Origin of the sequence: Zhongshania aliphaticivorans (assembly GCF_001586255.1) — a bacterium.
Classification (GTDB): Bacteria; Pseudomonadota; Gammaproteobacteria; order Pseudomonadales; family Spongiibacteraceae; genus Spongiibacter; species Spongiibacter aliphaticivorans.
Genome location: NZ_CP014544.1, coordinates 3,485,376 through 3,508,686 on the forward strand (window position 1 = coordinate 3,485,376; position 23,311 = coordinate 3,508,686).

Consider the following 23,311-nt stretch of genomic DNA (forward strand, 5'->3'; position numbering starts at 1 on the left):
CTGTAAAACTAAGAGCACGCCAAAAATGACAGCAGCGGGGATAAGCCCGCTGCGTCGTTTTGGCATTTTATAATGGCTGATGGCCAATATTAGAAGCTCCAACCTAAACCAAGGTTGATTGAGTCGTCATCTTTCGCGCCGTCTTGCTCAGACACATCGGCTTTAATAACCACGTTCTTGGTCAGCCAATAGTTAACACCCACATCGATTTGCTCAATCTCGGTGTCAGTGCCACTATTTGCGCGGTTATCCCATTCGCCCTGACGAACAAATACGCCAACAGCGGGGGTGAGTTTGTAAGAGGCCTCAACGTACTGACCTTCCTGCTTATCACTGCCATTGGCAACAAAGCTAGTACCGTTAATATCCCACTCGGCGGCAAGCGCAGTCAGCGTCAGATTCTGCCACTGGTAGCGAGCCTGCAACTCGATTAAATCGGCTTCGCCGTCATCGCCAAGGCCCTGGGTAACATCTTGCTGGTGCTGATAGGTCGCCGCCAGCTCTAAACCACTGATGCCGTTGAATACCAAGCGACCGGTGTAAGCCAGATCTTCCGCAGTTGCATTAGCCGACTTTTGACGACCGCCACGGATAGCGCCGTTACCGGTAGGATCAATTTTTAAACCGCTGTGCAGCGCCGCGTTGTAGCGAAGGCCGGGCAGAATTTCGCCGCTGACCATGACACCGGTTTCCCACCACGTAGCAGGCAGAATTTCTTTTTCGACGTTATTGCGCTCAACCCCGTAAAAAGTATCTGGCTCGTGGGTTTCATTAATGATGCCCACTGGCACCAAGAATTGCCCCATAGTCAGCGTATGACCTTGGGTGAAGTCCCACGCAATATAGGCTTGCTCTAGCTCCAACTCGCCAGGGCCGCTGCCATCAGCCGTGTCTTCAACAAAGCCGTGTTCAATTTCGACCTCAGAGAAAAACCGCACGGTATCGCTGAACTGATGACCAACAAAAAGAACAAAGCGGTGAGCATCAACCTTGTCATCTTTGTCTTTAAAGTGGTTAAAGTGATGCTCGCCATAACCGCCAATAGTAGTGCGGTTAGCCCAATCGGCAACGGTTGCTGATTTTTCTACCGCATCGGCTGTTGCATTAATTTTGCTGTCGGCTTGCTTTTGCTCGGCGGTCAAACGTTCAATTTCGCGTTGCTGCTGTTTGATAATTTGCCACATTTCAGCGTTGCTCGGCGCAGTCTCGGCATAGGCAGCAAAGGGCAGCGCCGCAATGGCCGCGGCTAATACGGTCTTTTTCATTGAAAACTCTCCAGTCTCAGTAACGCGGAATCTCTCGGCCCGCTTATTTTTAAATAAACGCCAAATATCGATGGCATCATTGCAAAACGCGGCAAAGCATAGCAAGTCGCAATCTAAATGCAAAGCATTCCCATTACTATTTGTCTCTGCAGACACAAAAAAACCCGATGACAAAATCACCGGGCTTTACATAAAACAGCCTACAAACGAGATTTATTCGGCGCTAGGGGCAGCTGCGGTCGTTTCTTGAACCAAGGTTTTCAGCTCGCCGCTTTCGTGCATTTCACAAATAATGTCACAGCCGCCAACCAACTCGCCAGCAACCCACAGCTGTGGAAACGTCGGCCAATTGGCAAACTCGGGCATTTTTGCACGGATATCAGGGTTAGACAGAATATCCACAAAGGCAAAACGCTCGCCGCATTCCATAAGCGCCTGCGACGCCCGCGCAGAGAATCCGCACTGAGGCTGGTTAGGCGAACCTTTCATATAAAGAATAATTGGGTTAGCTGAAATCTGCTGTTTGATTGCTTCAATTGTGTCCATGGACCACCTACTTGTTTGATAACAGTGATAAGACCTGATTGACGCGAGGCGCTTACCGGAAAGAATTCGCGCCATTCTAGCAATTTCGCGGGCAAAAGTAATGGCCCGACAACCGCTGAATGCTGGACGGGAGACGGGAGACGCTAGGAACGGTCGGAAGTCTGGCGCCTGGCGCCGGACGCAAAAGCCAAAATCAGCCAAGCCAATAGATGCTAAATTCGGTTCTGCATGCGCTAATTCACTAAGGCCATCTGTCGTTGGTTTTGGCGCTTCACATCTCCCGTCCAGCGTTTAGCCGCGCCACGTAATATGGCTTCGTCAGACATCAGACTTCCGACGTCAGACGCCCCAGCCACCCCCGCCGGGGGTCTCTATTCGAAGTACATCACCGGCTACAGCACTCATACTGACCTTAGCTGGTAGGCTCATGCCATTAAAACTGTTTTTGCCGACGGCACCGTCGCCGCCACCGTCCAAACCCCAAGGGGCAAGTCGGCGGCGTTCGGTGAGCAGAGTGAACTGGGTTGGCGTTAAAAATTCAAACTCGCGAATTAGGCCTTCGCCGCCGCGATATTGACCTGGGCCACCGGAGTCTTGGCGGATTTCATAGCGGCGCACTCGCAGGGGGTAGTGCATCTCCAAGCTCTCTACCGGCGTATTCAAGGTGTTGGTCATATGACTTTGCACCGCACTCAAGCCGCGACCACGTGCGTGAGCGCCCATGCCACCAGCGATGGTTTCGTAGTAGTCCCAGTCGCCCCCGACGCCGCGCCCCCCCATAGCCACATTATTCATGGTGCCCTGACTGGCCGCGGGAATGAGATCGGGGGCAGCTTGCGCCAGTGCGCCCAATACCGCATCGCTTATGCGCATTGACGTTTCAACATTGCCCGCCGCCACTGCCGCTGGCCGCTGAGCATTAAGCAGACAACCGAGCGGCGCACTTAAACGAATAGCCCGAAATAGGCCCGCGCAAACCGGCACTTCATCGGGCATTAAACAGCGAAACACGTAATACACGGCGGCGGCAGCGACCGACAGCGGACAATTGATATTGCCTTCAACCTGCAACGCAGTGCCGCTGAAGTCGACCACCACGCCTTTGGCACTTAAATCAATTGTTACCGCTATAGGCAGCTGCAAATGGCCAAAGCCGTCGTCGTCCATGTAATCGGTAAATGCAAAGCTGCCACTGGGCAATTCGGCCAAACGCCGCCGAGCAATAACTTCGGCGTAGTCTTGCAACTGATTTACCGCCACGCCGAAGGGTACGGCTAAGCCAGTAATGACTTCATTTAAACGCTGCAAACCCGTGCGATTAGCGCTAACTTGCGCAATAAAATCGCCGTGCTGCCCTTCGCCAAACCAGTCATCTAGCAAATTTTTAGCTAATATTCCGGCGCGAACCAATACGGTGGGCGGGATCACCACGCCCTCTTCGTCCAAGGTTTTGGATAAGGGCATGGAGCCCGGCGCCGACGCGCCGATATCGGCATGATGGGCACGATTAGCAACAAAAGCCAGCAAGGCACCGCTGGCGTCAAAGCACGGCGCAATTACAGTAACATCGGGTAAATGCGTGCCGCCAAGAAAGGGATCATTCACTACCACCATATCGCCCTGCTGCCACTCGCAAGCATCGACAATATCTGCCATGGCGTAAGCCATGCTGCCAAGATGGACTGGAATATGCGCCGCTTGGGCACACAAATGACCTTTGGCATCAAATATGGCGCAGGAAAAATCGAGGCGATCTTTGATATTTGGCGAGAACGCCGCGCGTTGCAGCACCGCGCCCATTTCCTCGCACACCGACTCCATGCGGCTAACAAACAAACCGAGTTTAACGGAATCAAGCTTGGGAGGTGATGCAGCCATGATGGGTGTCCAGCGCGGTAAAAACGTCATTATCACGAATATTCGCGAACATACCAATCACGCACAAACGAAAACGGCCCCGAAGGGCCGTCAACATAAATGGCAAACAGTGGTATTAGAAACTATAGCGCGCACTCAGGCCAATGGTACGCGGTTGATTAACATGATGACCAACCCGCGCATTACCGCCGCGTTCGGTATCAATAGACAGCTCCGCCTTCTCATTGGTCGCATTGCGCACAAACAGCGCGGTATCCCAGTTTTCGTTACGAACACCCAAGCGCAGGTTCACAATTTCGTAGCTATCCATCTCCCGGTCATAACCGTAAGTCGCCTGAGTTAGCGGACCACCTACATTGGGATACAAGGTCGCCACGCCCTGACCATTATTATTTTGGTCAGAGATCTTGGTATAGCGCTCACCCACATTTTGATAGGTCGCATTGGCAAAACCCTCCCAACTATTAAAAACGGGGAAGTAATAGGTCACCGACGCCGCGAGTTCAAAGCCCGGTGCAGTCGGCAAATCATCGCCATCTTGACCGCCGACAACTGCCAACACGGAACCCTCTGATTCCACATCGGAGTCCAGCTCGGCCTCCACAAAGCTCGCCGACAAGCCAAACTCCAAATTGCTCAGCGGCCGCATGAACAGTTCCATCTCAACACCACTGCTATGAGCTTCATCGGCGTTGTAAATTAAGCGCGAGGAACACGAGCCGGCATCGACAGTAACTTGCAGATCTTTGATTTGGGCATGGAAGGCCGAAACATTAAAGGTACCTGCACCATCCATGAAATTTGTTTTCGCACCCACTTCATAATTGGTCACGGTCTCGTCATCAAAATCAGGATTATTACCGTAAATTTGTACGTCATTATTGGTCGTGCTGCACAGCGGCACGTTGAGGGGATCGTTATTGCCACCTAAACGAAAGCCCTGGGACACCTGAGCATTTAACATGACATCGTCGTTCAAGGCATGGCGCACAATAACACGCGGCGAAACCCCGTTAGAACTCACCACACTGCGGTCATCAATAATCGCCGCCGTGTAGATCCCGTCAAAGCTAAGCACGCGGGTTTCTTCATAATCAAAATAACGCGCGCCCACCACCAACATGGTTTTATCAGTTAGGTCATAAGACACTTCACCAAAAATCGCATATTGATCCAATTGATAGGGAATATCAGAGTAATAGAGTTCATCCTTACTCGCCCGCTGTCCTGCTGTTGAACCCGAGAGGTCGGGGTGCTGAGGATTACTCGCCTCAAAACCATCAACAAACAGAGACTGATTATAGTGACGTTCAACTTCGCTATAAAATATCCCGGCAACCCACTGCATAGGGCCGTCGAAACCGCTCAACCGCAATTCTTGGGTAAGCACTTCTGCCGACGTCCGGTCGTAAAGCGGCGCATCCAGCAAGTAGACTGACGGGGCCTCGCCGTAGGAACCACCAGTAATACTGGAGTTCAGTGCGGTTGCGTCCCTAACCACCAACACATCGCGGTTGGTGTACGAGCTGACCGAGGTCAAACTCAACTGATCGTTAAAATCATAATTCACGGTGAGGTCGAACAGCGCAAAATCGTCTTCAAAACTCTCTTCTAACTGAGTGTATTGCTCATAATCACCCAAGGTAATTGCCGGACGAGTGGTGGTGTAAGGGTTGGCTAACAGATGGTAGTCGTCTTCGCGGTTGAAGCCGTCCATATCAATTTTTTGGAACACCACCTTCGGGGTAATGCTCAAGGCATCATTTGGCTGAAACAACACCGCCAGCCGTCCGCCCTCGCGCACGCCCTCGTTCACATCTTCATTAACGCTGCCGTCTGGCTGCAAGGCGTCAATAAATCCACCAAACTCCTGATAATAGCGCACCATCCGCAGGGCGACCTTGTCACTCAAGGGCACGTTTAAATGGGCTTTCACACTACCGCCATCGCTGCCATGGCTAATCGTTTCTGCGTCGCCCTGAATCGAACCGCTGACGCCATCAAAGTTAGGCTGCTGGGTGATATAGCGAATTGTCCCAGACAAGGAGCCCGAACCAAACAAGGTTCCCTGCGGTCCGCGCAACACTTCTACGCGATTCATATCGTAAAAATCCAAGTCCGGCGTAAACAGTGACATAGAGATCACCGATTCATCCATGTAGACCCCAACCTGCTCTTTCACACCGGGCTGGTCACGAACAATTTGCCCAGCAGAAATACCGCGAATAGCAACCTGACTCTGACCGGGACCTAAATTTTGTATGGAAATACCTGCGACATTATTCGCCATCGACTCCAAATCGGTTGCGCCGCTCTGCTGTAACTTCCCCTCGGTCATCGCGGCTACCGAAAACGGCACATCCTGCAAAGTCTCGGACTGCTTACGCGCCGTAACCAACACCTCTTCGATGGTGCGCGTTGATTCTGCATGGCTTAACGGCACGCCAGCGGCGAGCCCCATCACCACAGATACGCCAATTAAGGCATGCCCAGAACGTCGTTTATTTATCATATTGTTATCCCCGTACTTAATGTGTTTCTTATTGGGTAAATTGCCGTGCTAATTAAGCACTCAGAGCCAATATCAATGATCAATACGAAATGACTCCCTCTTGGTATAGCAGAGCAATAGCAAAACGCACTCATTTAGCGCGAAAAAGTATTCACCGTCAACACTGAGTTTGTGTTTCCAAGCAACTCGGGATTAAATGACTCGCAGAATAAATAGGAATCTTTTATGACCGCCAATATCAACCTGCCCCGAATACTGCGCATTGGCGCGGGTGCCAGCCGCCTACTGCCCGAGGTACTCGACGAGCTAAACCTTAAGCAACCGCTATTAGTCACCGACGCTTTTATCGTCAGTCTTGGCTGGCTGGACACGCTAGAAACCCAACTCAGCGAAAAGGGTTTTAGCCACAACCGGTTTACCGGAGTTGTTCCCGACCCAACCAGCGCTGCGGTTACAGCTGGCCTCGCAGTATTACGCCAAGGTGAATATGATTGCGTGGTCGCATTAGGTGGTGGCAGTTCGATAGACACCGCCAAAGCTATAGCCGTTATGGCCCACCGCGACCAGCCGATGCGCCACTACAAAGTGCCTAATTCAATAGATGATGGTCTGCCCGTTATCGCCATACCGACCACCGCAGGCACCGGCTCAGAAGCCACCCGCGCCGCCGTCATCACCGACACCGACAGCCAAGAAAAAATGCTGTGCATGGGCCTCGGCCTAATGCCCATTGCCGCGCTGGTCGATTTTGAATTGACCCTGAGTATGCCCTGGCGCTTGACCGCCGATACCGGACTCGACAGCCTCTGCCATGCCCTAGAGGCCTATGTGAGCAAAAAGGCCAACGCATTTACCGATACCATTGCCCTAGCGGCGATGACGGCCATCAACACCCATATTCGCACCGCCTGCCAACAGCCCGACAACCGCGAAGCGCGGGAAGCCATGATGCTGGCGGCGACCCAGGGCGGTATCGCTTTTTCAAACTCATCGGTCACCCTGATTCACGGCATGAGCCGTCCGATTGGCGCGCTTTACCATGTGCCCCACGGTCTGAGCAATGCCATGTTATTGCCAGAAATAACCGCATGGTCGATCAGCGGCGCCCCTGCCCGCTACGCCGACTGCGCCCGCGCCATGGGCATGGCAGAGCAGAGGGACAGCGACGACGACGCCAACCAGAAACTCGTCGCGGGCCTGCGTTTGCTCTGCAGCGACCTCAAGGTCCCCAGTCCCGGCGAGTTTGGAATAGACGCGCGAGCATGGCAGCAGTCGCTAGAATTAATGACCCAGCAGGCGCTGGATTCCGGCTCACCCAATAATAATCCACGTATCCCCAGTGCCGCAGAGATTAAAGATCTCTATCAAAAAGTGTGGGGCAATTAATTCATCACGCCTTTACCCGCCGCAGGCCTAGAAATCCCTGCGCATTCCTTATATTATTGAGGGTCTGACTAGGCAGCGCTGGCTGCCTTTTTGCGTTTTAAATCCATTGCACTGCTATATTTGTGCCTTATTTGCGGTTAAACCTGCTTATTCGGCACGCGGAGATCTGTTGATGACACAGCCGGCTTTAATGAACACCTATGGACGTCTTCCGGTAACATTTACCCGGGGCGAAGGTGTGCGACTGTTTGATACGCAGGGCAAAGCCTATCTCGACTGCATCAGTGGCGTTGGCGTTAACTCCTTGGGACACGCACACCCCGCCTTAACCGAAGCCATTCAGTCACAGGCTGGCCAACTGCTGCACACCTCCAATTTATACTCAGTGCAAAAGCAGGAAGAACTCGCTGCAGCCCTGTGCGCGATTAGCGGCATGGAAAACGTGTTCTTTTGCAATTCCGGCGCCGAAGGCAACGAAGCCGCCATTAAGCTAGCGCGGATGCACGGCCACAAACGCAATATCGATATTCCCCACGTGATTGTGATGGATCAGGCGTTTCACGGCCGGACCTTGGCCACGCTAACAGCGTCGGGCAATCGCAAAATTCAAGCGGGCTTTGAACCCTTGGTGCGGGGCTTTATCCGCGCGCCCTTTGGCGACCTTGCCGCACTCGAAAATATTGCCGAGCACAACGACAGCATTGCCGCCGTACTCATTGAGCCAATTCAAGGCGAAGGTGGCATTCACACCTTGCCCGCCGGTTTCCTTACTCAGCTGCGGGCACTGTGCGACAAACACAACTGGCTGATGATGCTAGACGAAGTGCAGACCGGCAATGGCCGGACCGGCAAATACTTTGCCTACCAGCACAGCGACGTAATGCCCGACGTGGTGGTGACCGCCAAAGGCCTAGGTGGCGGCGTACCAATTGGCGCCTGCCTTGCCCATGGCAAAGCAGCGGCACTGTTTCAACCCGGCAATCACGGTTCTACCTTCGGCGGTAATCCGCTGGTGTGCGCGGCCGGACTCGCGGTTGTAAACACGCTGAACAGCAATGGCATGATCGACACCATTGCCGACAACGGCCGCTATATTCTCAGCGCCTTAAAAGATCAACTGGGCGATGTTGCCCACGTAAAAGACATTCGCGGCCAAGGCCTGATGATCGGCATTGAGCTGAGCAGCCCCTGTGCCGGACTGGTTGCCCAAGCCTTAGAAAAAGGCCTGCTGATCAATGTCACTTCAGAGCGGGTGGTACGCTTACTGCCGCCGCTAATTATTAACCAGCAGGAAATAGATGAGCTACTCGCCACACTGTGCCCACTGATTCGTCAGTGGCCAGCTCAGTCCAGCGCGGCATAAGGCCGGTTCAGCAGCAAAAGGTAGCCGTATGGCATTAAGACATTTTTTAACCCTCATGGATTTGAGCCCCGCTGAATTAGAGACCCTAATGCAGCGTGCCATACAACTCAAAGCCGAGCACAAAGCCCGCAAAACCAGCGTGCAATTCCCCAACCACGTTTTGGGCATGGTGTTTGAAAAAGCCTCCACCCGAACTCGTATCTCGTTTGAAGCCGGTATGGCGCACTTGGGTGGCCATGCCATCTTCCTGTCGCCACGCGACACCCAGCTCGGTCGTGGCGAACCGGTGGAAGACAGCGGCAGAGTCATCTCTTCAATGTGCGACATCATCATGGTACGCACCTTTGAGCACAGCATTATTGAACGCTTTGCCGCGTACTCTAGCGTGCCGGTGATCAACGCACTAACCGACGACCACCACCCCTGCCAACTGCTAGCCGACATCCAAACCTTTATCGAACATCGCGGCAGCATCAAGGGCAAGCAAGTGGCATGGATCGGCGACGGCAACAATATGTGCCAGTCTTATATTCACGCCGCCATGCAGTTCGACTTCACCCTTAAAGTCGCCTGCCCCGAAGGCTTTGAACCCCGCGCCGACATCGTTGCCAAGGCCGGTGACCGCGTTGAAATATTCCGCGAACCCGCCGATGCCGCCCGCGGCTCCGACTTACTCGTCACCGACGTCTGGGCCTCCATGGGCCAGGAAGAAGAAAAAGCCGAGCGCCGCCGCGAACTTGCCGGCTACCAAATTAACAGCGCGCTGATGGCCCACGCCAACCCCGACGCCCTGTATATGCACTGCCTACCGGCTAAGCGCGGCGAAGAAATCAGCGCTGAGCTCATGGACAACCCCAAAACCGTGATTTGGGACGAGGCGGAGAATCGCCTGCATGCGCAGAAGGCATTGATGGAGTTTTTGTTGTTAGAGGCGCGGGCCTAATGCTTAGCTTAACGCTGAACGGGAGACGGGAGACGCTAAGGCCTGACGGCTACGCCGTAGACTCAGCATTGCGCGGTAAAGCCGCGCCCGCTTTTGCGTCTCCCATCTCCCGTCTAGCATCCAGCAGCCTCTAGCCGTGCTGCAAGTAAAAAACATCCAATGCCAATACGAAGGCGTCTCCGTTGTCGACGACGTCAGCTTCCATGTTAACGACGGCGACATTTGCAGTTTGCTCGGCCCCAGTGGTTGCGGCAAAACAACCATCTTGCGCGCTATTGCGGGCTTTCAACCCCTCACCAAAGGTTCGGTTACGCTGCGCGGTAACTGCCTGAGCGAACCCGGCAGTATGATTACCCCCGAGCTGCGCAGCATCGGCATGGTATTTCAAGATTACGCCCTCTTCCCGCATTTGAGCGTGTACGACAATATTCGCTTTGGCCTCAGCAAACAGAGCCGCCAAGCACAGCGCCAAAAAGTCATGCAATTACTGGAGCTAGTGCGCCTCGAGGGTGTCGAGAATCGCTTCCCCCACGAACTCTCCGGCGGCCAACAACAGCGAGTTGCACTGGCTCGCGCCCTAGCACCCAGCCCAGACTTACTGCTAATGGACGAGCCTTTTTCCAACCTCGACGCCGAGCTTCGTAAACGCCTCAGCCTCGAAGTGCGCGACATCATTAAAGAGCTAGGCATTAGCGCCATACTGGTCACCCACGACCAGCTCGAGGCATTTGCCTTCAGCGACAATATTGGCCTGCTCTACAACGGCAAACTACAGCAATGGGACACCCCGTTTAACCTCTACCACGAACCCAGCAATCGCCTCGTCGCCGACTTTATCGGCGAAGGCAGCTTCTTGCCCGGCGTTATCGGCACCGAGCTCAATACCGTTACCACCGAACTTGGCACCCTAATGGGCAACCGCGCCTACGCTTGGCCACCCGGCACCCCGGTAGAAATTTTACTGCGCCCCGACGATATTGTGCTCAGCGACTTTGGCGGCATCAGCGCCACCATTGAAAAAAAGGTGTTTTCAGGTAGTGCCACGCTCTACACCCTGCGCCTACCTACCGGCAGCCAAGTTGAAGCACTACTGCCCAGTCATCGCGATTTTGCGATTAACGAAGTAGTAAAAATTAACACCGAGGCCGACCACCTTATTGCCTTTGGCCGCGAGGAATTACACCACGGCGAACATAAGCCAAGAAGTAGCTAAAAAACTTTTCCTTATGCGTAATCCGTCTACCTCGCCTATGAATGTACTCACCACCTCAGTACGGCGCTGAAAAGCCCGCATTACGGGCAGTTAATAATTTAGCGGTTTTTACCCACCACTTACTCACACTTTATCCACAGAAGACCCACAGCATCTTGTGCTTGCGAAATCATGCAAACCGCATTATCTTGTATCCCAGATTCACCCAAACCCTATATATAGGGTTTTTCACCCAAGCCTTATAACAACTATTTACATTTTCGGGATAACTTCCGCACTTGTGTTATTTGGGTATTTCGCAAGCCCTCGCTTCCCGCACTGGGAACTCACGAGGCAAATATAAGACTGACGTAGAGCAGTTTTAAGACATCAAGCAAGGGCCGGAGACATCATGCAAACCCAACAAGACACCAGCACTAGCGCCACTGGCGCTCCCCCGCAGCACGCTAGCGACGCCGAACTTAAAGCCACCGCACCCGGCCAACTGCGCGTTATTAAACGCAACGGTTCCGTAGTGAGCTACACCGACGACAAAATCAGCGTGGCGATCACCAAGGCCTTTTTAGCGGTAGAGGGTGGCAATGCTGCCGCCTCTACTCGTATCCACGAGACCGTTGTTAAACTGACCGAACAAGTCAGCGCCACCTTCAAGCGCCGCATGCCCTCTGGCGGCACGATTCATATTGAAGAAATTCAGGACCAAGTTGAACTGGCCCTAATGCGCAGCGGCGAACACAAAATTGCCCGTGGCTATGTACTGTATCGCGCCGCCCGCGCTGAAGAGCGCAGCCAGCTGGCACCGCTTGGCGAAAAAGTACACCCCAGCATTCGTGTTAAACACCCCGACGGCACCGAGTCGCCGCTGGATGTAGGCCGCTTAGAATTTATCGTACAAGAAGCCTGCGAAGGCCTGAGCGATGTCTCCGCTCAAGAAGTACAAGACGAAGCCCTTAAAAGCTTGTACAACGGCGTACCCCAGGAAGAGGTCAATACCTCGCTGGTGATTACCGCCCGCGCCATGGTTGAAAAAGAACACAACTACAGCCTGGTTACCGCCCGCTTGCTGCTCGACAAACTCCGCGCCGAAGCCCTGAACTTTTTAGGGGTTGCCCAGAGCGCCACTCAGCACGACATGGCTATTTACTACCCGCAAGCACTGCCAATCTACCTGCGCAAAGGTGCTGAGCTTGAGCTGCTAGACCCACGCCTAGAAAGCGAATACGACGTTGCTGCCCTCGGCGAAGCCATCAAGCCAGAGCGCGATATGCAGTTCCATTACCTTGGCCTGCAGACCCTGTACGACCGCTACTTTATTCACAGTAATGAAGTGCGCATTGAATTGCCACAGATCTTCTTTATGCGTGTTGCCATGGGTTTGGCAATGAACGAAGAAGACCGCAATGCCCGTGCCATTGAGTTCTACGACCTGCTCAGCTCATTCGACTACATGAGCTCAACACCAACCCTGTTTAATGCTGGAACCCTGCGTCCACAGCTGTCGTCTTGTTACCTGACCACAGTGCCCGACGACCTGCACGGCATTTACGGCGCGATTCAAGACAATGCCATGTTGTCTAAATACGCTGGCGGCTTGGGTAACGACTGGACCCCAGTTCGCGGCCTCGGCGCTTATATCAAAGGCACCAACGGCAAGTCTCAAGGCGTTGTCCCCTTCTTAAAAGTGGTTAACGACACCGCTGTTGCCGTAAACCAAGGCGGCAAGCGCAAGGGCGCGGTATGTGCTTACCTAGAAAGCTGGCACATCGACATCGAAGAATTCCTCGAGCTGCGTAAAAACACCGGTGATGACCGCCGCCGTACCCACGACATGAACACAGCTAACTGGATTCCTGACTTGTTTATGAAGCGGGTATTCCAAGACGGCGACTGGACCTTGTTCTCGCCCAACAATGTACCGGATCTGCACGACCTCTACGGCAAGGCTTTCGAAGAGCGTTTTGAGCACTACGAAGAGCTAACCCGCAAAGGCGAGATCAAACTCTACAAGCGCGTTAAAGCCGCTGACTTGTGGCGCAAGATTCTGTCTATGCTGTTTGAAACCGGCCACCCATGGATCACCTTTAAAGACCCATGTAACCTGCGCAGCCCACAGCAGCACGTTGGCGTGGTGCACTCGTCCAACCTGTGTACAGAAATCACCCTGAACACCAGCAAAGACGAGATCGCAGTATGTAACCTTGGCTCGGTTAACCTTGCCCAGCACATTGGCGACAACGGCCTCGACCTCGCTAAAGTAGAAAAGACCGTTAAGACGGCAGTCCGCATGCTCGATAACGTAATCGACATTAATTACTACAGCGTGCCACAGGCGAAGAACTCCAACTTCAAGCACCGCCCGGTTGGCCTAGGCTTGATGGGTTTCCAAGACGCACTTTACAAGCAGCACCTGCCCTACTCTTCTGACGAAGCGGTAGAGTTTGCCGACCGCTCTATGGAAGCGATCAGCTACTACGCGATTAAAGCGTCTAGCGACTTGGCCGCCGAGCGTGGCAGCTACCAGAGCTACGAAGGTTCACTGTGGAGCCGTGGCATTCTGCCCATCGACTCAGTAGAAATCCTTGTGCAAGAGCGCGGCGCCGACTACATCGAAGTAGACCGCAGCCAAACACTGGACTGGGACAGCCTGCGCGAAGTTGTTAAAGCTCAAGGCATGCGTAACTCGAACGTCATGGCCATTGCGCCAACTGCCACCATTGCTAACATCACGGGTGTGTCGCAGTCGATCGAACCGACTTACCAAAACCTGTACGTTAAATCGAACCTGTCTGGCGAATTCACCGTAGTGAACCCCTACTTGGTTAAAGACCTGAAAGCGCGCGGTTTGTGGGACGCGGTCATGGTTAACGATCTTAAGTACTACGAAGGCTCGGTAAGCAAAATCGACCGTATTCCAGACGACCTAAAAGCGCTGTACGCCACCGCCTTTGAAGTGGAACCGCGCTGGTTGGTCGACGCCGCAAGCCGCCGTCAAAAGTGGCTAGATCAGGCGCAGTCACTGAACCTGTACATAGCTGGCGCCAACGGCAAAAAGCTCGACATCACCTACCGTATGGCGTGGTACCGTGGCCTCAAAACCACTTACTACCTCCGCGCATTGGCTGCGAGCTCCACCGAGAAATCTACCGTTTCTCAAGGCTCCATGAACAAGGTTTCATCACAATCGGCTGCACCTAAACCTGCTGCCACCGCGTCTGCCGCTGCACCGCAGGCCGCGCCCGTACCGCTGGCCTGCTCTCTGGATGATCCAGATTGCGAAGCCTGTCAGTAAGTGCGTAGGGGCCTACGGCCCCTTAGTCGGACGACTGGCGTCAGACGTCTGACGAAAAATACATATAAAAGAATTGAGGTTATAAAATGTTAAGTTGGGATGAGTTCGATAAAGAAGAAGCACCGGCCAAAGCGCCCGCTGCCAAAACCCAAGCCCCAAAAGCAGCGGAGCCTGTGGTTTCTGCTGCACTGAATACCATGAACAGCGAAGACAGCGCAGCAGTTGTCGACCAGGCTATTCTCGACAAAGCCAATGCCGCCCTCGAACACCTTGACGTGGCCGCCGGTTTAGAAGAACTGGAAATGGGCGCTGCCCGTCTACGGGTAGAAGACAAGCGCATCATCAACTGCCACCTCGACCTCAACCAGCTCGTACCCTTTAAGTACGACTGGGCATGGCAGAAATACCTCGACGGCTGCGCCAACCACTGGATGCCCCAAGAAGTAAACATGACCGCCGACATCGCCATGTGGAAAAACCCAGAAGGCCTTACCGATGACGAGCGTCGCATCATCATGCGCTCACTGGGTTACTTCTCAACCGCCGACTCCTTGGTTGCCAACAACTTGGTGCTGGCGGTATACCGTCACATCACCAACCCAGAGTGCCGCCAGTATTTACTGCGCCAAGCCTTTGAAGAAGCGATTCACACCCACGCCTACCAATACTGCGTAGAGTCACTGGGTATGGACGAAGCCGAAGTCTTCAATATGTATCGCGAACTGCCCTCCATCGCTAAAAAAGCGGCGTGGAGCCTGCAGCACACCCAAGCACTGGGCGACCCTAATTTCCACACCGGCACCCCAGAAACCGACCAGGAACTGCTCCGCAACCTGATTGGCTTCTACGCAGTGACTGAAGGCATCTTCTTCTACTGTGGCTTCACCCAGATCCTGTCTATGGGCCGCCGCAACAAAATGACCGGCATCGCCGAACAGTTCCAGTACATACTCCGCGACGAATCTATGCACCTGAACTTTGGCATCGACATGATCAACCAGATCAAACTGGAAAACCCACACCTCTGGAGCGAAAAATTCCAAGGCGAAGTAACCCAAATGATCGTCGAAGGCATGCAGCTCGAAATTGAATACGCCAAAGACTCAATGCCTCGCGGCGTACTCGGCATGAACTCCGGCATGATGGAAGAATACCTCCAATTCATCGCCAACCGCCGCCTAAGCCAGCTCGGCTTAAAAGAACAATTCCCCGGCGCGCAAAACCCATTCCCATGGATGAGCGAAATCATGGATTTGCGCAAAGAGAAAAACTTCTTTGAGACTCGTGTAATTGAGTATCAGACTGGCGGAGCGCTTACTTGGTGATGTAAATCATCACGGCAATTCTCACTAGAGAGCGACATTTTGTCACTAGAGATGATCCCGAAGGCCAAGTTTTCTCTAGCGAGGGCGGCTATCAAAGGTCGCCCTAAATCACCTCAATTGCATTCTTTTTAATACGAATCAACAAGTTACAAAGCCAAGAAGGCACTAGCTTATAAATTGACCGAGAACATTCCCCACATTTGACTATTGGTGCGCACATGGAAGAGCTCCAAAAATGTAATAGCAGAAACATCCCGCTACCTATTCAGCGCGAAGTAAGGCAACGCTGTGGTTTTGGCTGCGTAATATGCGGGCTGCCTTTATATGAATACGAACACATGGAAGAGTGGGCTGTAGTACAAAGACACATTGCTGAAGAAATCACACTTTTATGCGACCAACATCATCGCGAAAAGACCGGTGGGTTACTGCCCAAACAGCAGGTCGAAGCCGCAAATAAAAGCCCATACAACTTAAGAGCAGACACATCAAAACCCTACAATCTGCATTTTTCAGGCAACAAAGCCTGCGTAGAGATCGGTAGCAATAGTTTTACTTGTGAGGACCAAGGTTACGGAACCGCTATGGCGCCGATCAGTGTAGATGGGACACCGTTGATCGGATTGATCTTGGCTGACGGTCACTTCCTACTGAACATTGTTATATTCGACGAATACAACTGCCCTGTACTCCAAATAAAAAACAATCAATTATTCTATTCAACATCGCCCTGGGACATCCAGCTTGTCGGTACAACCCTTACCATTAGGGAAGCACACAGAAAAATACTCATAGAAATTGATTTCCAGCCCCCCAATAAAGTAATCATCAAAAAGGGCCGCTTTCTTCGTAACGGAGTCGAGATATTAGTTCGCCCCCAAAATATTCTTATAACTAACACCTTAACTTATCTAAGTGGCAACCATGCGCACAACTGCACGGGAGGCCTAGTAATTGGGTATCACGAGCACCCTATAGGTGGTTTCATTGCCTTAAACGGAGTACCTAGATATCTTGGAGACAAGTCGGAAGCTCTTAAATTTGAAGCCGAGTGCAAGATAGACAATGAATACTACGCTGCATCGAACGCCTGCGAAAATATTCAGCCGGCAGCACAAGAGAAAAGCATAATATCCGATTAATATTTCAACAGTCGATACCACAGACAAGGAAACAGAAAATGGCTAAAACTACAGAGATTTCTATCAGGTGCGAGCATTGCAGAAAATGGTTCCCCTCTCCAATATTTATCGGGGATAGTAATTCTTTCAATACCGCCTTATTATTCAACAACCAAGCACAGTGTCAGCACTGCGATAAGATGACAGGCTGCGACAAAGAGAACTTTCGGGCCAGGTTTGAGGACGGCGGTTTTTTAGGTAGTGACACTTAGGTATATGCGGATTGTTACAATATCGAATCCCACATAAATCCAGAACCTAATTGGACTCTGGCTATTTTTATTGGGCCGACATTGGCAATTTCCGACTTTTGTGACAGGCCGTAACATGTTGATTTTTATATGAGTATTTTCACTAGCGGAAAAACGAAATTATCTCTAGTGACACAGACGGCTGAAACGCCCGTATACCACGGGATACGGAATCGCCTCTAGCGAGAATTACCGCCTCCGCCCCAGTTCGCGCTAGAGAGAATATTTTAGCAGTAGAGAAAATATTCTAAGCAACATAAAAGGCCGCTAATTAGCGGCCTTTTTCAATTACAGCCTCGCTTACTCACAAATAAGTAGCTCATCCAATGGCAATCATTATCGTTCGGTGCAAAAAGTAACCCACAACGAGTAACAGTAAACCCGATACATAACTTTGCCAAAAGACAAGATGTAGTCGATCGGCAAGTAAAAATGGCAAGAAGAATAAATAAGAAATCGGCACGCCAAAAATAATACTTTTGGCAAAGGTGATGCTGACCTGGGAGTCTTTGTGTTCTATGTACGAAAATAACAAAGCCAAAATAGAAACCAGTGGTAGCGCGACAATAAAGCCCGCCAACACCGGCTTCTTATCTGACAACCACGACGCATAGCCAATAACCGACGCGGCGAGAAGTATCTTTGCGGCAAAATATAGCTTGTCATAGACTCACCGTTAATTTACGCCTTCAAACTTACCGCTGATATTCGCATCATAAACTTCGCCTTCATCTGACATCAGTATATAGAGTGCGCTCTCTTCATTCGGGTTTACAACTTTGACGATACGATAGCCATCGCCACTCTCAAAAATAGTCGCGGCATCACTAGCAATATTCGCCCAGCTACCCGGCACTTTCCCAAAGCCAAGCTGGGGATCAACATTGGCAAAACCTTTAGTGATTTGAGTTGCGATGAGCAGGGCCTTTTGCTCAGAAATTGGTGCATGGCCGCTGCCATGGGCCAAGAGATTTGAACTTATAAACAAGCTCGCGAGTAAACACAAAGCAATCCGGAATTTCATTCTTTCACCTTTATTTAGTGGCTGTGGTAGGCGCCATCACCATGTTCATGAGCGCCTTCGTCATACTGCGAAGGCTGAGGAGCAATAATACGCCGAGGATAGTGATCGAGGATATTTGCTTTCGCCTCCGTCGCCATATCTTCATGGATATGCGAGTGATCACCGGTATTAATCGGAAAGTCATCAGCAAACACGGTGTGCTGGTAGCCGTGTAGCTGATGCAGAAAAAGCAGTCCGCCAATAATGATTAGCAATGTATTGGCCATAACACTAAAGCGCTTGAAAGAGGCAGTTTTACGCCACCCGACTAACAGTGCCAACATGACAGTGAGCGCCGCGATCTGACCGACTTCGACACCGACATTGAAGGCGAGTATTTTCATAACGATACTGCCCTCGCCCATGGGCAGCTGTTGCAGCCGCGTCGACAAGCCAAAACCGTGAATCAAACCGAAGCCAAACACCATATACATCAGGTTTGGCGAGCCTACACCAAAATAGCGCTTAAAACCGTCTAGGTTCTCGAAGCCCTTGTAGCAGACGGTCAGCGCGATAACAGCATCAATCAGGAAGTAATTTGCCTGCACGAAATAAAGCGTGGCAAAGACCAGCGTAATCGAGTGGCCCACAGTGAACGCCGTAATGAATTTTATGATATCGCTAAAGCGGCTGAGAAAGAAAACAACGCCAAACAGAAAGAGCAAGTGGTCATAGCCGGTGAGCATATGCCCCGCACCCAACAGAACGTAATCTGGTAGACCCGCTTCTATCGCGCGCTGTTTATCTGCCTCAGACATGCCGTGGGCTAACACACTTACGCTACTGAGCATCGCCACTAGTATGACAATGAGCGCGTAAATCCGGCCTCGAATCATTGTTGTCGTCACTTCATACCTCCGCTTCACTTCGATGTAGCATACGGTATAAAGACGGCAGTACAAATAAGCTTAGCAGTGTCGACGAGAAAATGCCGCCAATTACCACAGTTGCCAGAGGACGCTGCACTTCGGTGATCGTATCATCATGAGGGTCAGGTCTTTGATTTATGATCCAAGATGAACAAAAAGGGGACAGATTTATTTTACGGTAGTTGGCGCTTAGCTAAGCCAACAGTGAGCTGACATAAAAACCTCCGGCTCCGATATTTGGCCATTCGGAATCCGAGTAAATGCTAAAAAGCAGGATATTAGCAGGGAATCCGTATTTACTCAGACGCAATCTGTTCAACAACTTGCCTGCGTGCACAGTCCACCCTCGCCAAAGAGCGAATCATAATGGCTGCTAATTGGCAGCTTTTACAATTTCCCACGCCCCTCAAGAACTTTCCTTGTCCCGCTAAATTCAACTGATTATTTATTCTAAGCAGCAATATTCTGTTCACACCAAAGCCTGTGGCACAAAAACTGCAAGACATGCATTTCTTGAAATTGCTATTAGCTATTGCTGAATTTCGACACCGTATCTAGCTGTAACGGAGTATATAAATGCGACATATATTAATTGTTAGTGGTTTTAGTGTTTTCTTAGCCGCCTGTGGGGGTGGCAGTAGTGGTGCAAGCTCCAGTCCTAGCACCCCAGATGGGGGCAATGATTTTGGCCCAGCCACCACAGGAAAATTCATAGACTCCCCAGTTAAGGGCATCTTTTATTCAACCGCCCCAAATACGACCACAATTGCTGATTTACCGCTAACCGATGCGACGGGTAACTTTGCCTACCTTGAGGGACAAACGGTTTCATTCTACTTCGGGTCGTTTAAAATTGGCTCCGCACTCGGTAATTCGATAGTGACACTTGATGATCTGTTGAGTTCAGGCAACGCCAAGACCAATGTCGCACGCTTACTACTGACTTTGGATGAAGACCAAAATCCAGATAACGGCATCAGCCTGTCGCAACTGGTTATCGACAAGGCATTGGCACTGAATGTCTCACTCAGCGATTTTGATGTAGACCCTACTGTATTTGATTCATCCGAGGCGAGCCTATTCGCACAGGATGCAAATGATGATGGCCGCGTATTAGTTTCCGCGTTAGATGCCGACGATCATCTTGAGAAAACCCGAAAAGATCTCTCTGACGGTACATTTGATTTTGACGGCGGTGCCGATACCGACGGTGACGGCGTAAACGACGTCGTAGACGCCTGCCCAGAAACCGCCTCTGGCCTGGCGGTTGACGCAGATGGTTGCGCGCTGGACGAAGCAGAGCAAGATAGCGACCAAGACGGCATTAAAAATGGCCAAGACAACTGCCCTGCCATCGCAAACCCAAATCAGCTTGATACTGACAGCGACGCCCGTGGCGACGCCTGCGACCTTGACGATGACAATGACGGCGTCCTCGACAGCGAGGAAGTCGAGAATGGTTCAAACCCCTTGCTGGCGGATTCAGACGGCGATGGCGTTGCCGACGGTGACGACGCGTTTCCTAGCGATAATTCAGAAAGCCTAGACACCGACGGAGATGGTATAGGGAACAATGCCGACGAAGACGACGACAATGACGGCTTAAGTGATGCCGATGAACAATCCCTAGGCACCGACCCGCTGCGCCCAGATACCGATAGCGACGGAGTCTCCGACAGCGAGGATGCCTTTCCCAATGACGCCACTGAATCTGTGGATACGGATTCCGATGGCATTGGCAACAATACAGATAATGACGACGACAATGACGGCCTAAGTGACGCAGACGAGCAATCCCTAGGCACCGACCCACTCCGCGCAGATTCGGATAGCGACGGGGTCTCCGACAGCCAGGACGCCTTTCCCACTGACCCCACCGAATCAGCTGATACGGACGCCGATGGCGTTGGTGATAATAGCGATGCGTTTCCGACGGACCCAGCTGAAACCAAGGATACCGACAATGACGGTGTTGGCGACAACGCCGACGCCTTCCCTGAAGATGACACGGAGTCGCTTGATACTGACGACGACGGCACTGGCAATAATGCCGACGCAGACGATGACAACGATGGCCTAAGTGACGCAGACGAACAGGCGCAAGGCACTGATCCACTGCTGGCCGACTCGGATAGCGACGGTGTGTCAGACAGCCAAGATGCCTTCCCCAATGACGCCTCAGAAACTGCCGACACCGACGGTGATGGCGTGGGCGACAATGCTGATGCCTTTCCTAACGATGCATCTGAAACCAGCGATGCTGACGGCGACGGCGTGGGCGACAACAGTGACGCCTTTCCTAACGACAGCACTGAGACGGTCGACGCCGATGGTGATGGTATTGGTGACAATGCGGATATCGACGACGACAATGACGGAATTCGCGACGACCTATTTCAATTAGTTGAAGCGACCATGGCCGACGTCCATGCCGCCTTGGCGGGCGGACTGGTTGATGAAAATGGCGAAGCGTTAAACTGTGTTGCCATTACCCAGCAATACATAGATCGCATTTTAGCCTACAACGACAATCCGCAGCCGAACGGCGGCCTGCCTATTTTTGGTGTGTTAGCGATAATGCCAAACGCAATCGCGCAAGCGCAGGCTTTAGATGCACTGTACGCCAGCGATGGCGGTATTGGCGACCGCTATCTGCACTGCATGCCAGTGCTGTTAAAGGATAATTACGACACATTTGATTATCCATCTACTCAGGGGTCGTATTCAATGTTAGGCCACCAAGCTGGGGTTGACGCTAACTCCGTGCAAGGCCTGCGTGAGGCGGGCGCATTAATCTTAGGCAAAGCAAACCAAGATGAATTCGCTTTCTTCACCACCGGTTTTTCTGCCCGGGCAATTCAGGTAAGCAACCCCTACAACACCTCGGAGAGCCCGGCGGGTTCCTCCTCTGGCACTGGCGCCTCCTTAGCGGCTAACTTTGCTTTAGGTGGCACGGGGTCGGATACTTGTCAGTCCATTCGCCACCCGTCTTCTGTCGGCGGATTGGTAGGGATTCGGCCAAGCTTGGGCGTTGTCTCTCAGCACGGTATTTTCCCGTTGGCTCACAGCCGCGATACCGGCGGCCCAATGACTCGGTCGGTTACCGACTCCGCACTGATGCTGACGGCCATGGGCAAGTATGACCCAAGAGACCCGAAAGCCGCGGCATTTCCTGCAGAAGACCGCCCAGAGACTTACGCCCAGTTCTTAGACCGTGATTTACATGGTCTAGCAGGCCGCAATATTGGTGTGGTGCGCAATCTTGGCGGTAATACCGATGCCACGGGCACCGGCCGCCAGGGCGAACTAATTGCTGAGGCCGTCGCCAAAATGAAAGAGTTAGGTGCCAATGTTTACGACATCTACCTCCCAAACTACAGCTCACTTAGCGCTGGCTCCAGCCATTATGATATGAACGAGTATTTTGCCGTATTTGAGTCGGAAGGTGGCACCAGTGCACGTCGCTGCGTAAGCAGTACGAGGGTTGCGCTAGACGGTGAAGAATCTGCCCATGACCGCGATGACCAATGCTACGGCCTAGAAGGGATTGTGGAAACAGGCCGTGTCGGCCCCAGAACCGCCGCACTGTTCGCGCTAACCGCAGCCGGTGACCCCAACCAAGCGGCTACCGCCGCCCAGCTACAGGCTATAGTCGACATGCGCGCCTATGTCACCGGTGAAATGGACCTTATTAAAGATATTAACGGCGATCCGGTTATTGGCCCCGACGGTGGCACAGTCAGTGTTGACGCACTTATTTTCTCACCCGGCCCCACGGGTGGTAGAACCTGTGATTTTGGGTCAACCACACAAATGGGCTCTATTGTTGTGCCAGTCGGCTTTGATGAATCAGTGGGTGTTCCCCGCGGCATGGAAATCTTTGTACGACAGTTTGACGAGGGAACCGGCATTGGTATTGCCTACGACTACGAACAGGCGACCAAACACCGTCAACCACCCAATATTGTCCCTGCAGTAACAAGTGAAATTAGCACCATTAGCGAGTTTAATGCCCGCGTGCACGCCGCTATCGCTGTTTATGCAGAACAACCGCCAGAAGACTTAGCGCCGGAGGCCTACCAAGCAGCACTTGAGGAATTGCTCGGCCCCCAGCAAACAGCCACTGAACAACCCTAAGCCGTTTCCCGCCATATAAGACGCGACACCCACAAAGGCCGGAGAATTCTCCGGCCTTTGTTCGTTTGAACACAGCAGCCTGGCCCTTTG

General features: G+C 52.3%; 15 protein-coding genes and 1 pseudogene. 8 read left to right on the plus strand and 8 right to left on the minus strand.

The window, feature by feature from the left end:
* Window positions 1-89 precede the first annotated feature (89 nt).
* From AZF00_RS15470 to AZF00_RS15485, 4 genes are all read right to left on the minus strand, one after another.
* The gene (locus tag AZF00_RS15470) at window positions 90-1,265 is read right to left on the minus strand and encodes a porin (RefSeq protein ID WP_040804207.1); all 1,176 of its coding nucleotides are present in this window, start codon (window positions 1,263-1,265) and stop codon (window positions 90-92) included.
* Window positions 1,266-1,478: 213 nt separating this feature from the next.
* The gene (grxD, locus tag AZF00_RS15475) at window positions 1,479-1,811 is read right to left on the minus strand and encodes a Grx4 family monothiol glutaredoxin (RefSeq protein ID WP_008251899.1); all 333 of its coding nucleotides are present in this window, start codon (window positions 1,809-1,811) and stop codon (window positions 1,479-1,481) included.
* A 339-nt stretch (window positions 1,812-2,150) separates the two neighbouring features.
* Window positions 2,151-3,689, minus strand: a complete 1,539-nt coding sequence (locus AZF00_RS15480) for a hydantoinase B/oxoprolinase family protein (protein ID WP_008251901.1) — start codon at window positions 3,687-3,689, stop codon at window positions 2,151-2,153.
* 115 nt (window positions 3,690-3,804) lie between these two features.
* Window positions 3,805-6,201 (minus strand): TonB-dependent receptor, encoded by a 2,397-nt coding sequence (locus tag AZF00_RS15485; protein WP_008251903.1) that lies wholly within the window; start codon window positions 6,199-6,201, stop codon window positions 3,805-3,807.
* A gap of 225 nt (window positions 6,202-6,426) precedes the next feature.
* Between AZF00_RS15485 and AZF00_RS15490 the strand changes: the two genes are divergently transcribed.
* From AZF00_RS15490 to AZF00_RS15520, 7 genes are all read left to right on the plus strand, one after another.
* Window positions 6,427-7,587 carry an iron-containing alcohol dehydrogenase gene (locus AZF00_RS15490; RefSeq protein ID WP_008251905.1) on the plus strand — a complete coding sequence of 387 codons (1,161 nt, stop codon included), beginning with the start codon at window positions 6,427-6,429 and terminating at the stop codon, window positions 7,585-7,587.
* A 172-nt stretch (window positions 7,588-7,759) separates the two neighbouring features.
* Complete coding sequence (locus AZF00_RS15495) at window positions 7,760-8,950, plus strand: aspartate aminotransferase family protein (RefSeq protein ID WP_008251907.1); 1,191 nt, start codon at window positions 7,760-7,762, stop codon at window positions 8,948-8,950.
* A gap of 28 nt (window positions 8,951-8,978) precedes the next feature.
* Window positions 8,979-9,893 carry an ornithine carbamoyltransferase gene (gene argF, locus AZF00_RS15500; protein ID WP_008251909.1) on the plus strand — a complete coding sequence of 305 codons (915 nt, stop codon included), beginning with the start codon at window positions 8,979-8,981 and terminating at the stop codon, window positions 9,891-9,893.
* Window positions 9,894-10,029: 136 nt separating this feature from the next.
* Window positions 10,030-11,106, plus strand: coding sequence for an ABC transporter ATP-binding protein (locus AZF00_RS15505; RefSeq protein WP_008251911.1), 1,077 nt, complete (start codon window positions 10,030-10,032; stop codon window positions 11,104-11,106).
* A gap of 391 nt (window positions 11,107-11,497) precedes the next feature.
* Window positions 11,498-14,395 carry a ribonucleoside-diphosphate reductase subunit alpha gene (locus tag AZF00_RS15510; RefSeq protein ID WP_008251912.1) on the plus strand — a complete coding sequence of 966 codons (2,898 nt, stop codon included), beginning with the start codon at window positions 11,498-11,500 and terminating at the stop codon, window positions 14,393-14,395.
* 86 nt (window positions 14,396-14,481) lie between these two features.
* The gene (locus AZF00_RS15515; protein WP_008251913.1) at window positions 14,482-15,720 is read left to right on the plus strand and encodes a ribonucleotide-diphosphate reductase subunit beta; all 1,239 of its coding nucleotides are present in this window, start codon (window positions 14,482-14,484) and stop codon (window positions 15,718-15,720) included.
* Window positions 15,721-15,938: 218 nt separating this feature from the next.
* On the plus strand, window positions 15,939-16,862 hold the full coding sequence (locus AZF00_RS15520; protein WP_197465667.1) for a cell division protein: 924 nt from the start codon (window positions 15,939-15,941) through the stop codon (window positions 16,860-16,862).
* 609 nt (window positions 16,863-17,471) lie between these two features.
* Here AZF00_RS15520 and AZF00_RS15530 read toward each other — a convergent pair.
* The 4 genes and pseudogenes from AZF00_RS15530 to AZF00_RS19815 all read right to left on the minus strand — a co-directional run.
* The gene (locus AZF00_RS15530; RefSeq protein ID WP_231856164.1) at window positions 17,472-17,753 is read right to left on the minus strand and encodes a hypothetical protein; all 282 of its coding nucleotides are present in this window, start codon (window positions 17,751-17,753) and stop codon (window positions 17,472-17,474) included.
* A gap of 75 nt (window positions 17,754-17,828) precedes the next feature.
* Window positions 17,829-18,176 carry a DUF6488 family protein gene (locus AZF00_RS15535; RefSeq protein ID WP_008251926.1) on the minus strand — a complete coding sequence of 116 codons (348 nt, stop codon included), beginning with the start codon at window positions 18,174-18,176 and terminating at the stop codon, window positions 17,829-17,831.
* Between the two features lie 14 nt (window positions 18,177-18,190).
* Window positions 18,191-19,063: a HupE/UreJ family protein gene (locus AZF00_RS15540; protein ID WP_231856165.1), complete on the minus strand. Its 873-nt coding sequence runs from the start codon at window positions 19,061-19,063 to the stop codon at window positions 18,191-18,193.
* Between the two features lies 1 nt (window position 19,064).
* A pseudogene (locus tag AZF00_RS19815) lies at window positions 19,065-19,193 on the minus strand (efflux RND transporter permease subunit); the annotation flags it as partial.
* 467 nt (window positions 19,194-19,660) lie between these two features.
* Here AZF00_RS19815 and AZF00_RS15545 point away from each other — a divergent pair.
* Complete coding sequence (locus AZF00_RS15545) at window positions 19,661-23,221, plus strand: amidase family protein (RefSeq protein ID WP_008251928.1); 3,561 nt, start codon at window positions 19,661-19,663, stop codon at window positions 23,219-23,221.
* The last annotated feature ends 90 nt before the right edge of the window (window positions 23,222-23,311 follow it).